Raw genomic sequence first — 12475 nt, 5'->3', positions numbered from 1 at the left:
ACCGCCGGCGCGTCACTGCGCCGGCGTCACCCGCCAGATCTTGTTGCCGACGTCGTCGGTCACCAGCAGCGCGCCCTGGCGGTCCAGCCGGACGTCCACCGGGCGACCCTGGGCCTCGCCCTCGGCATTGAGGAAGCCGGTCAGCACGTCGACCGGCGAACCGCTGGGCCGGCCTTCCTCGAACGGCACGAAGATCACCTTGTAGCCGCTGTGCGGCTTGCGGTTCCACGAGCCGTGCTGGCCGACGAACAGGCCGTTCTGCAGGTTCGGCAGTGCGCCGTCCTGGCCGAAGGCGATGCCCAGCGAGGCGGTGTGCGGCCCCAGCGCATAGTCCGGCACTAGCGCCTTGGCCACCAGTTCGGGGCGTGGCGGCTTGACGCGCTCGTCGACGTGCTGGCCGAAGTAGCTGTAGGGCCAGCCGTAGAAGCCGCCGTCGCGTACCGAGGTGATGTAATCCGGCACCAGATCGCTGCCGATCTCGTCGCGCTCGTTCACCGCGGTCCACAAGGCGCCGGTGTGCGGCTCCCAGGCCAGGCCGTTGGGGTTGCGCAGGCCGGTGGCGAACAGGCGCTTCTGCCCGCTGGCGCGGTCGACCTCCCAGATCGCGGCACGGCCGTCTTCCATCTCTATGCCGTTCTCGCCGACGTTGCTGTTGGAGCCGACGGTGACGTAGAGCTTCTGCCCGTCCTTGCTGGCGACGACGTTCTTGGTCCAGTGATGGTTGATGCCAGCCGGCAGGTCGGTGACCTTCTCAGGCGTGGCCTCGATGCGGGTCTGGCCTTCCTTGTAGGGCACACGCACCAGGGCGTCGGCGTTGGCGATATAGAAGTCGTTGCCCACCAGGGCCATGCCGAAGGGCGAGTACAGGCCGTCGAGAAACACCTCGCGCACTTCGGCGACGCCGTCGTTGTCCGCGTCGCGCAGCAGAGTGATGCGGTCCGCACTCGGCGGCTTGGCGCCTGCGCGCTTCATCACCTTGCTGGTGATCCAGCCCTTGAGGCTGAACGGCTTGTCGGTCTTCGGCGCGTTGCTCTCGGCCACCAGCACGTCGCCGTTGGGCAGGACGTGCAGCCAGCGTGGGTGATCCAGGCCTTCGGCGAAGGCATTGACCTGCAGGCCGCCGGCCGCGGTCGGCTTGCCGCCCTCGGGCCAGCCTTTGGCGGGGGCGATGTTCACGGTGGGTAGCAGGGTCTTGTTCGGCTCCGGCAGCTCCGGGCGCGGCCCGGTGCCGTCGCTGACATTGAGCTTGGCCTGCTCGCCGCAGGCGCTGCAGGCGAGCGCCAGGGCGGCGGCGGACAGCAGTTGCAGTCGGTTCATGGGCAGTCTCCGTGAGGACCGAAAGGCGGGGAACATTTTTGGACCGCCATAGTGGCCATTCATCCAATTGTCATATTCCGTTCATAGAGTGTTCATCCGGGCTGCAGATACTTGGCCCCGTTCCATCCAACCCCTCTGCTAGGAGCAAGGCATGAAACTCAAGCGTTTGATGGCGGCCCTGACCTTTGTCGCCGCTGGCGTAAGCGCCGCTAGTGCGGTTGCCGCTATCGACCCGGCTCTGCCGACCTATGAAAAGACTTCCGGTGTATCGGGCAACCTGTCCAGCGTCGGCTCCGACTCCCTGGCCAACCTGATGACCCTGTGGGCCGAGGAATACAAGAAGCTGTACCCGAACGTAAACATCCAGATTCAGGCCGCCGGCTCCTCCACCGCGCCGCCCGCCCTGACCGAAGGCACCGCCAACATCGGCCCGATGTCCCGCGCCATGAAGGACAACGAGCTGCAGGCCTTCGAAGAGAAATACGGCTACAAGCCGGTCGAAATCCCGGTTGCCATCGACGCCCTGGCCGTGTTCGTGCACAAGGACAATCCGATCAAATCCCTGGACATGGCTCAAGTCGACGCCATCTTCTCCAGCACCCGCCTGTGCGGTGGCGCCAAGGACATCACCACCTGGGGCGACCTGGGTCTGACCGGTGAGTGGGCTGCCAAGCCGATCCAGCTGTTCGGTCGTAACTCGGTGTCCGGCACCTACGGTTACTTCAAGGAAGAAGCGCTGTGCAAAGGCGACTTCAAATCCAACGTCAACGAGCAGCCGGGTTCGGCTTCCGTGGTGCAGTCGATCTCCAGCACCCTGAATGCCATCGGCTACTCGGGCATCGGCTACAAGACCTCCAGCGTCCGTGCCGTACCGCTGTCCAAGAAAGGCGGCGAAGCCTTCGAGGCCAACGAAGCCAACGCCCTGGCTGGCAAATTCCCGCTGGCTCGCTTCTTCTACGTCTACGTGAACAAGGCGCCGAACAAGCCGCTGTCCCCGCTGGAAGCCGAATTCCTGAAGCTCGTGCTGTCGAAGCAGGGACAGGAAGTGGTGGTGAAGGATGGCTACATCCCGCTGCCGGCCAAGGTGGTCGAGAAGACCAAGAAAGAACTGGGCCTGTAATCCGCCCAGCGGTGCGCCGGGCCCCCATCCCCGGCGCTCCGTCCGACACGCCCGCGACTCTTCGGAGCCGTGGGCGTTGTCACGTCACCGCTCTGTAATCTTTCTGTCACACAAGCTGGATAGATTGACGTACCTCACATTGAGCGGGCATGTCCGCCGCGCCGAGATATCCTCATGAACGACCTGGCCAATAACCGCATGAGTGCTTCCAACAGCCACCGGATCGATTTCGATACCCCCGCCCTGCAGCGCAAGCGGCGCATGCGCGCCCTCAAGGACCGCATGGCGCGCTGGTACGTGTCCATCGGCGGCCTGGCCGTGCTGGCCTGCATCACCCTGATCTTCTTCTACCTCGCCTACGTCGTCGCGCCCATGTTCGGCGGTGCCGACATGGAGGCCCGCGAAGCCCAGCAGCCGAGCTGGCTGGCCGGCCAGGGCGAGGCACTGCTGCTCTCCATCGAGGAGCAGAACAAGGTCGCCATGCGCCTGTCGCGCAGCGGCCAGGTGCAGTTCTTCGCCGTGAAGGACGCGGCCCCCATGAACGACTTCCAGCTGGCCCTGCCAGCGGGTGCGAGCATCGCCTCGGTGTCCGAGGACCAACCCGGCAGCCGCCGCGTGGTGCTCGGTCTGTCCAACGGCCAGGTACTGGTGTTCGAGCACGCCTACAAGGTGAGCTACCCGAACAACGTCAAGACCATCACCCCCGAGCTGATCTATCCGTTCGGCGAGGCGCCCATCAGCCTCGACGACCAGGGCCGCGCCCTGGAGCACGTGGCCATCAGCCAGAACGGCGACAGCCTGATGCTCAGCGCCTCTACCGGCGCCGAGCTGCACCTGCTGAGCATTAGCCGCGAAGAGAACCTGATGACCGGCGAGGTCAGCCTGGACGAGGAGCGCATCGTTCTGCCGCAGATCGCCGAGCCGATCAAGGCGATGGTCATCGACCCGCGCCAGCAGTGGCTGTTCGTGATCAACGGCAAGGCCACCGCCGATGTGTTCGACCTGCGCAGCAAGAGCCTCAACGGCCGCTACACGCTGCTCAACGGCGAGGCCGAAGTTACCGCGGTCAATCCGCTGCTCGGCGGTATCTCGCTGATGATCGGCGACAGCAAGGGCGGCATCGCCCAGTGGTTCATGGTTCGCGACCACGATGGCAAGGCGGCGCTGACCCGCATCCGCGACTTCCAGCTGGAAAACGCCGCCATCACCCAGATCCTGCCCGAGGAGCGCCGCAAGGGCTTCATCGCACTGGACGCCGCCGGCAACCTGGGCATCTTCCACAGCACCGCGCACCGCACCCTGCTGATCGAGAAGGTCGCCGAGGGCCCCGGCAGCGCCGCCCTGTCACCGCGCGCCAACCGCGTGCTGGTGGAGTCCAGCGGCCAGCTGCAGCGTTTCGCCATCGACAACCCGCACCCGGAAATCTCCTGGAGCGCGCTGTGGGGCAAGGTCTGGTACGAGAGCTACGACGAGCCGAAGTATGTCTGGCAGTCGACCTCCGCCAACAGCGATTTCGAACCGAAGATGAGCCTGGCGCCGCTGACCTTCGGCACCCTCAAGGCCGCCTTCTACGCCATGCTGCTGGCCGCCCCGCTGGCCATCTGCGCGGCCATCTACACCGCCTACTTCATGGCCCCGGCTATGCGCCGCAAGGTCAAGCCGGTGATCGAGCTGATGGAGGCGCTGCCGACGGTGATCCTCGGCTTCTTCGCTGGCCTGTTCCTGGCGCCGTATGTCGAAGGCCACCTGCCGGGCATCTTCAGCTTACTGCTGCTGACGCCGGTCGGCGTGCTGCTCGCTGCCTTCGCCTGGAGCCGCCTGCCGGAGCGCATCCGCCTGGTGATTCCGGACGGCTGGGAAGCGGCACTGCTGATCCCGGTGATCATCGTCATCGGCTGGGGCTCGCTGGGCATGAGCGGCTACCTGGAGAACTGGTTCTTCGGCGGCGACATGCGCCTGTGGATCAGCAATGACCTGGGCATCACCTTCGACCAGCGCAACGCCTTGGTGGTCGGCCTGGCCATGGGCTTCGCGGTGATCCCGAACATCTACTCGATCGCCGAAGACGCCGTGTTTAGCGTGCCCAAGAGTCTGACCTTCGGCTCCCTGGCCCTGGGCGCCACGCCCTGGCAGACCCTGACCCGTGTGGTAATCCTCACCGCCAGCCCGGGTATCTTCTCGGCGCTGATGATCGGCCTCGGTCGCGCCGTCGGCGAGACCATGATCGTGCTGATGGCCACCGGCAACACACCGATCATGGACATGAACATCTTCCAGGGCCTGCGCACCCTGGCCGCCAACGTGGCGGTGGAGATGCCGGAATCCGAGGTGGGCAGTACCCACTACCGCGTGTTGTTCCTCTCCGCGCTGGTGCTGCTGAGCTTCACCTTCGTGATGAATACCCTGGCGGAGCTGATCCGTACCCGCCTGCGCAAGAAGTACGCGTCGCTCTGAGAACTGGGAAAGGTAGACGTCCGTGAAAACCAAAGAGCAAAACCTCAAGACCTGGTTCAAGAGCGGTTCGCCCTGGGTGTGGATGACCGCGAGCGGTGTGTCCATCGCCGTGATCATGACCATCGGCCTGCTCGCCGTGATCGCCATGCGCGGCCTCGGCCACTTCTGGCCGGCCGATGTGATCGAGGCCCAGTATCAGGTGCCGGGCGAAGCCGCCCGCGTGATGGCCGGCGAACTGGTCCAGGAAGAACAGGTGCCGCGCGCGCGCCTGGCCGCTGCCGGCTTGCCGGTGGATGTGAAGGGCGGCGAGTTCATGACCCGCGAGCTGTTCAAGGTCGGCAACCGCGAGGTCTACGGTTCCGACTTCAGCTGGACCGTGGCCGAGTGGATGAGCGAGCCGCGTACCCCGGAAGACCTGATGGTCATGGAGCGTCGCGAGTGGGGCAACTTCTACGGATACCTGGTCAACGTCAAGGAGAACGGCCAGGTGGTCGCCGAAGGCGAGGCCGCCTGGGACGAACTGCAGAACCGCATCTCCCGCGTCGATGACCTGCATGCCCAGGTGGTGGCGCTGGAGAAGGGCGACATCGGTCGCATCAACCACGGCCTCGAGCAGTTGCGCCTGGAAAGCCGCAAGCTGGAACTGAAGGGCCAGCTGGACGCCACCGCCCAGGCCGACCTGGAGGCGCGCCGCGCCGAACTGGACGCCGAGTACAAGGGCCTGGAGTCGCGCCTGATCGACCTCAACCAGCAGCTGGGCCGCGACAGCGTGGCGGTGAAGACCGCCGACGGCCGCGAGCAGGACATCGCCCTCAGCAAGGTGGTGCGTGCCTACCAGCCGAACGCCATGGGCACTGGCGCCAAGCTCGGCTTCTATGTCGCCAAGCTGTGGGAGTTCGTCAGCGACGAGCCGCGCGAGGCCAACACCGAGGGCGGCATCTTCCCGGCCATCTTCGGCACCATCATGATGACCCTGATCATGGCCGTGATCGTCACCCCGTTCGGCGTGCTGGCGGCCATCTACCTGCGCGAATATGCCAAGCAGGGGCCGATGACCCGCATCATCCGCATCGCCGTGAACAACCTGGCCGGCGTGCCGGCCATCGTCTACGGCGTGTTCGGCCTGGGCTTCTTCGTATATGTGCTGGGCGGCTCGATCGACCGCCTGTTCTTCCCCGAGTCCGCCCCGGCGCCGACCTTCGGCACCCCGGGCCTGCTGTGGGCCTCGCTGACCCTGGCGATCCTCGCCGTGCCGGTGGTGATCGTCGCCACCGAGGAAGGCCTGGCGCGCATCCCGCGGGCCCTGCGCGAAGGCTCCCTGGCCCTCGGCGCGACCAAGGCCGAGACGCTGTGGAAGGTGGTGCTGCCGATGGCCAGCCCGGCCATGATGACCGGCATGATCCTCGCCGTGGCCCGCGCCGCCGGCGAAGTGGCGCCGCTGATGCTGGTCGGCGTGGTCAAGCTGGCGCCGAGCCTGCCGGTGGATGGCAACTACCCGTACCTGCACCTGGACCAGAAGATCATGCACCTGGGCTTCCATATCTACGACGTCGGCTTCCAGAGCCCCAACGTCGAGGCCGCCCGCCCGCTGGTATACGCCACCGCGTTCCTGCTGGTGCTGGTGATCGCGCTGCTCAACCTGAGCGCGGTATTCATCCGTAACCATCTGCGCGAGAAGTACAAGGCGCTGGATCATTGATGACTTGCGTCGCCGCGGCACCGGCCGCGGCGGCATGAACGAATTGTTAGCGTAGGGAGCCTCCCATGCAGCACGAAGTACACACCCACGGTATCGACATGGCCGCCCTCGGCCGACAGAAGCAGGGCCTCAACCTGGCGGACGAAACCGTCGCCCTGGAAGTGCCCGGCCTAAACCTGTTCTACGGCGAGAAGCAGGCGCTGTTCGACGTCGCCATGAACATTCCCAAGCAGCGCGTGACCGCCTTCATCGGTCCGTCCGGCTGCGGCAAGTCGACCCTGCTGCGCACCTTCAACCGGATGAACGACCTGGTCGACGGCTGCCGCGTCCAGGGCGAGATCCGCCTCGACGGCCACGACATCTACAAGAAGGGCGTGGACGTGGCCGAGCTGCGTCGCCGCGTCGGCATGGTGTTCCAGAAGCCCAACCCGTTCCCCAAGAGCATCTACGAGAACGTGGTCTACGGCCTGCGCATCCAGGGCGTGAACCAGAAGCGCGTGCTCGACGAGACCGTGGAGTGGGCCCTGAAGAGCGCCGCCCTGTGGGACGAGGTCAAGGACCGTCTGCACGACTCCGCCCTCGGCCTCTCCGGCGGCCAGCAGCAGCGTCTGGTCATCGCCCGTACCGTGGCGGTGCAGCCGGAAGTGCTGCTGCTCGACGAGCCCTGCTCGGCGCTGGACCCGATCTCCACCCTCAAGGTGGAAGAGCTGATCTACGAGCTGAAGAGCAAGTACACCATCGTCATCGTTACCCACAACATGCAGCAGGCGGCGCGCGTCTCCGACTACACCGCGTTCATGTACATGGGCAAGCTGATCGAGTTCGGCGATACCGATACGCTGTTCACCAACCCGGCCAAGAAGCAGACCGAAGACTACATCACCGGCCGCTACGGCTAACCGCCGGCTATGGCAAATCGCGCTGCGCGTTGTCGGCGGCGCTTGCCGTACGTGTTTGTACTGTCTGCGCGCCGCCTCCTAGCTCAGCACGATTTGCCAAAGGCCGGCACGCTCCGATAAGAACTCCATCAAGATTCGCAAGGGCTCGACCATGATCAACAAAGACAGCCTCACCCATCACATCTCTCAGCAGTTCAACGCCGAACTGGAGGAAGTGCGCAGCCACCTCCTGGCGATGGGCGGCCTGGTCGAGAAGCAGGTCAACGACGCGGTCACCGCGCTGATCGAGGCCGACTCCGGCCTGGCCCAGCAGGTGCGTGAGATCGATGACCAGATCAACCAGATGGAAACCAACATCGACGAGGAGTGCATGCGCATCCTCGCCCGTCGCCAGCCGGCGGCTTCCGACCTGCGTCTGATCATCAGCATCTCCAAGTCGGTGATCGACCTCGAGCGCATCGGCGACGAGTCCTCGAAGATCGCCAAGCGCGCCATCGAGTTGTGCGAGACCGGCGAGGCCCCGCGCGGCTACGTCGAGGTGCGCCACATCGGCGACCAGGTGCGCAAGATGGTGCAGGAATCGCTGGACGCCTTCGCCCGCTTCGATGCCGATCTGGCCCTGTCGGTGGCGCAGTACGACAAGACCGTCGACCGCGAATACAAGACCGCCCTGCGCGAGCTGGTCACCTACATGATGGAAGACCCGCGCGCCATCAGTCGCGTGCTGTCGATCATCTGGGTCCTGCGCTCGCTGGAGCGCATCGGCGACCACGCACGCAACATCGCCGAGCTGGTCATCTACCTGGTGCGCGGCACCGACGTGCGCCACATGGGCCTGGCGCGCATGCAGGAAGAAGTGCAGGCCGGCAAGGCCGAATAAGCCGGTCGGCAGCGCCCGGCACCCCCGGGCGCTTAGCGTTGGCCTTGGGCCAGCATCCACGGCTATGCTTGTCGACATCGTTGTCGGGAGTGGTCGATGAGCAAAGTCAGTGTGCTGGTGGTGGACGACGCCACCTTTATCCGTGATCTGGTGAAGAAGGGCCTGCGCGACCACTTCCCCGGCATCCAGATCGACGAGGCGGTGAATGGGCGCAAGGCCCAGCAGATGCTCGCCCGCCAGCCGGCCGACCTGATCCTCTGCGACTGGGAGATGCCGGAAATGTCCGGCCTCGAGCTGCTCACCTGGTGCCGCGAGCAGGACACCCTGAAGACCACGCCGTTCATCATGGTCACCAGCCGCGGCGACAAGGAGAACGTGGTCCAGGCCATCCAGGCCGGCGTCTCCGACTACATCGGCAAACCCTTTTCCAACGATCAGCTGGTGACCAAGGTCAAGAAGGCCCTGCACCGTGCCGGTAAGCTGCAGGCGCTGGCCGCCTCGGCACCGCCGAAGATGCTCAGCACCGGCGCCTTCGCCAACGATTCGCTAAGCGCCCTCACCGGCGGCAAGGCCGAGGTGGTCAAGCCGGCCGCCGCGCCCAAGGCAGCGGCCGCACCCGCCGCGGCACCGACGCCGGCGGCCAAACCCTCGGCCACCACCGGCGGACGTGGCCAGGGCCAGTTGCGCCTGCCGGCCGGCAGTATGGCCTGCGTAATCAAGGCGCTGAGCCTCAAGGAGGCGCTGCTGGTGGTCAAACGCGCCGAGCTGCTGCCGCAGGTGCTGGAGAGCGCCGTGCTCGATCTGGAGCAGGGCGAGGCGGCCGAGACCGCGCGCCTCAACGGCTACCTGCATGCGGTGGCGGCGCTGGAGCCGAAGCCGGACAGCGAATGGCTGCAGCTGACCTTCAAGTTCGTCGACAAGGACCCGCAGAAGCTCGACTACCTGTCGCGCCTGATCGCCCGCGGAACCGCACAGAAGCACTTCGTCCCCGGCGCCTGAGGTCGGTTGCGCCATATGCGCCGAGCCAGGTACGCCGCTTCCGACATGGCGCACCCCAGGCTGCGGTGAGCGCGATGGTTCGGAACAGGCAACCAACGCCTTTCGTCGGCCATCGCCCCGTTTCCCCGACATACCCTGCCGATTGCCGCACAAGCCGCGCCGGCGGTACTCGCGACAGCGTTTCGGCGCTGCTAGTCTTCCAGGTCCGGATACCCCAATAACCCATAAATCCGTGAAGTCATGCTAGGGCGCTCAATCATTCTCTGCGCATTGCTGCTGGCCGCCGGCCAGGCCAGCGCGCTGACCATCTACAAGTATGTCGACAAGCACGGCACGGTGACCTATAGCGACAAGGCCGTGCCCGGTGCCCAAGTGTTCGTGTTCCGCGACCGCATGGTGGAGAAGCTCGACAACCTGGTGAAGCTGGAGACCAAGAAGCACGAGGCCGGCGAGACCCTGGTGCTGCGCAACGACCTGTACGCCCCGGTGGAGGTCGAGCTGCGCCTGGAGAAGCAGGTGAATGTGGCCGGCGCGCCGGATGGCCCGATTCGCTGGGTGCTGCCGCCGCGCAGCCAGATCCGCCTGACCACCCTGGCGCCCCTCGATCCGGGCAAGCCGATGGGCTACAAGCCCAAGCTGCGCTACGCCATGGGCGATCCGCGCCTGCAGCCGCTGCTGTTCCGCTACCCGCTGCCGTGGCTCGGCGGCCCGTTCAAGCTGACCCAGGGCGCCAACGGCAAGTACAGCCATTTCACGCCCAAGGGGCGCTACGCCATGGACATCGCCATGCCCGAGGGTACGCCCATCGTCGCCTCGCGCGGTGGCGTGGTGGTGAAGACCGAAAACCACCAGAGCGGGCGCGGCAACAACCCTTCGGGCAACTTCGTGCGCATCCTCCATGACGACGGCACCATGGGTGTGTACCTGCACCTGATGCGCAACTCGGTGATGGTGCGCGAGGGCCAGCGGATCGAGGCCGGCACCCGCATTGCCCGCTCCGGCAACACCGGCAACAGCACCGGCCCGCACCTGCACTTCGTGGTGCAGCGCAACGTAGGCCTGGCGCTGGAGTCCATCCCGTTCAACTTCGCCCAGCCGGTTGACAGCCTGCCCAACTTCGCCATTGGCGGCGAATAGTCGCACTGGCGCGATGTCCGATTCATGACGATGCTTGAGGGACAGGCACCTGCCGTCCTTTGAGTGGTGCCGCGTCAAGGAATCCATTTACCCGTGCGTCTGCCGATCTTTCTGCTCTGCCTGCTGGGCGCGCTTAGCTGCGCTGCCGCCCCGCTGCAACTGACCGACGAGCATCCCGTGGTGCGTCCGGCGCCGTGGCTGGAGTACCTGTTGCCCGGCACCGAGCTCGATTTCGCCGAGGCCGCCCGCGCCGAGGGCTGGCGAGGCCTGGGTGGCGACTCGCTGAGCCTGGGCTACCAGGACGCGCCGGTATGGGTGCGTTTGCCGCTGCGCAACGCCTCTGCCCGTGATGACTGGCGCCTGCTGGTGGAGTGGCCGATTCTCGATCGGGTCGAGCTGCGGTTGCTCGACCCGGCCTCCGGTCGCTGGGGACCGCTGTTGCAGGCGGGCGATCACTTGCCGCTGAGCGCCTGGCCCGAGCCCGGCCGGCAACCGCTGTTCCCGCTGGCGGTGGCGTCCGGTGAGGAACGCTGGGTCTACCTGCGCCTGCACAGTCGCGAAGGTATCGTCGCACCGATCCAGTTGATCACCGAGGACGTCTACAGAGCCCAGGAGATGGACCAGCGTCTGGTGCTGGGTCTGTTCTTCGGCGCCATGCTGGCGGTGTTGCTCTACAACTTCAGCCTGTTCCTGTTCACCCGGCACCTCAGCTATCTGTGGTACAGCCTCTACCTGCTCGGCGTGGTGGTGTATGAGCTGAGCCTGAGCGGTTTCGGCGTGCTGTTCCTGTGGCCGGAGTTGGGGCGCCCGGCGGGGCTGATCTATGCGTTCTCGGCCTTGTGGAGCTTCTTCGCCGCGACCTGCTTCGTGCGGGTATTCCTGCGCATACCGCGTTATGGCGGGTGGGTGCTCTGGGCCAACAACCTGCTGCTGGGCTATTGGTCACTGGCGATGATCCTGCTGTTCCTGCGCCCGCAGTGGCTGGTCGCCCTGGGCACACCGGTGGCGGCGATACTCAGCTGCCTGCTGGCGCTGGCCACGGCGGTCAGCCTGTGGCGCCGCGGCAACCGTTCGGCGCTGCTGTTCGGCCTGGCCTGGTCGCTGCTGGTGATTTGCACCGCGGTGCACATCGCGGCGCTGTACGGCGCCCTGCCGCTCAATCAGTTCACCCTGCGCAGCCAGACCCTTGGCTTCTTCTCCGAATTCATCCTGCTTTCCATTGCCCTGGCCGACCGCATCAACCGGGAGCGGGCAGCGCGCATCCAGGCCCAGGCCGCATTGCTGGAAGAGCGCGAAATTGGCCTGGCGGCGCAGCAGCAGATGCTCGACGTGCAGCGCGGGCTCAACGAGGAACTGGACCGGCGGGTGCGCGAGCGCACCCACGAGCTGGAACAGGCCCGCCTCGATCTGGAGCGGGCGAACGATGAGCTGACCCGACTCAGTTACACCGATGCGCTGACCCAGCTGGCCAATCGGCGCCAGGTCGATGAACAGCTGCGGCTGCTGGCTGGTCGCGAGCTGGCGGTGTTGATGCTCGACATCGATCACTTCAAACAGATCAACGATCGCTTCGGCCACCCGTTCGGCGACCGCTGTATCGCCGCCGTGGCCGAGGTACTGCGCCAGCAGGTACGGCGCAGCGGCGATCTGGCCGCCCGTTATGGTGGCGAGGAGTTCATCGTGCTGTTGCGCGGCTGCACGCCGGAGGCCGCCGAACGCATCGCCGAGCGCATCCGCGTCGAAGTCGCGGCACTGGCCCTGGTGCACGAGGGCGAGACGGTACCGCTGACCGTCAGCCTGGGGCTGGCCCATGGTCGTGGCGATGGACGCGGCGCGCTGGGCGCCGCCGATCAGGCCCTCTACGAGGCCAAGCAGGGCGGGCGCAACCGGGTCTGCGTGGCGCGCTGAGGCGCCCTTCGTCGGTCCGCGGTCCGGGGCCGGCTGCGGCGTTCTATGGTGAGGCTGTCACG

General features: G+C 66.0%; 9 protein-coding genes. 8 read left to right on the top strand and 1 reads right to left on the bottom strand.

Annotated features, from left to right (window positions below; translation table 11 throughout):
• Positions 1-12: 12 nt before the first annotated feature.
• Entirely contained in the window at positions 13-1317 is a 1305-nt protein-coding gene (locus NF616_RS13080; RefSeq protein WP_252273723.1) for a PQQ-dependent sugar dehydrogenase, read from the bottom strand.
• Between the two features lie 151 nt (positions 1318-1468).
• Here NF616_RS13080 and NF616_RS13075 point away from each other — a divergent pair, with 151 nt between their 5' ends.
• From NF616_RS13075 to NF616_RS13040, 8 genes are all read left to right on the top strand, one after another.
• Positions 1469-2437, top strand: coding sequence for a PstS family phosphate ABC transporter substrate-binding protein (locus NF616_RS13075; RefSeq protein WP_252273722.1), 969 nt, complete (start codon positions 1469-1471; stop codon positions 2435-2437).
• A 174-nt stretch (positions 2438-2611) separates the two neighbouring features.
• Entirely contained in the window at positions 2612-4891 is a 2280-nt protein-coding gene (locus NF616_RS13070; protein WP_252273721.1) for an ABC transporter permease subunit, read from the top strand.
• Positions 4892-4973: 82 nt separating this feature from the next.
• Positions 4974-6590: a phosphate ABC transporter permease PstA gene (gene pstA / locus NF616_RS13065; RefSeq protein WP_286675054.1), complete on the top strand. Its 1617-nt coding sequence runs from the start codon at positions 4974-4976 to the stop codon at positions 6588-6590.
• Positions 6591-6655: 65 nt separating this feature from the next.
• Positions 6656-7489, top strand: coding sequence for a phosphate ABC transporter ATP-binding protein PstB (gene pstB, locus NF616_RS13060; RefSeq protein ID WP_252273719.1), 834 nt, complete (start codon positions 6656-6658; stop codon positions 7487-7489).
• A 151-nt stretch (positions 7490-7640) separates the two neighbouring features.
• Positions 7641-8369 (top strand): phosphate signaling complex protein PhoU, encoded by a 729-nt coding sequence (phoU, locus tag NF616_RS13055; RefSeq protein WP_252273718.1) that lies wholly within the window; start codon positions 7641-7643, stop codon positions 8367-8369.
• Between the two features lie 96 nt (positions 8370-8465).
• Positions 8466-9368, top strand: coding sequence for a response regulator (locus tag NF616_RS13050; protein ID WP_252273717.1), 903 nt, complete (start codon positions 8466-8468; stop codon positions 9366-9368).
• A gap of 240 nt (positions 9369-9608) precedes the next feature.
• Positions 9609-10505, top strand: coding sequence for a peptidoglycan DD-metalloendopeptidase family protein (locus NF616_RS13045; protein WP_252273716.1), 897 nt, complete (start codon positions 9609-9611; stop codon positions 10503-10505).
• Between the two features lie 93 nt (positions 10506-10598).
• Entirely contained in the window at positions 10599-12413 is a 1815-nt protein-coding gene (locus NF616_RS13040) for a sensor domain-containing diguanylate cyclase (protein WP_252273715.1), read from the top strand.
• Positions 12414-12475 lie beyond the last annotated feature (62 nt).

This window comes from Pseudomonas subflava, assembly GCF_023823685.1.
Taxonomy (GTDB): Bacteria; Pseudomonadota; Gammaproteobacteria; order Pseudomonadales; family Pseudomonadaceae; genus Aquipseudomonas; species Aquipseudomonas subflava.
This window is presented reverse-complemented; position numbering and strand designations above follow the sequence as displayed.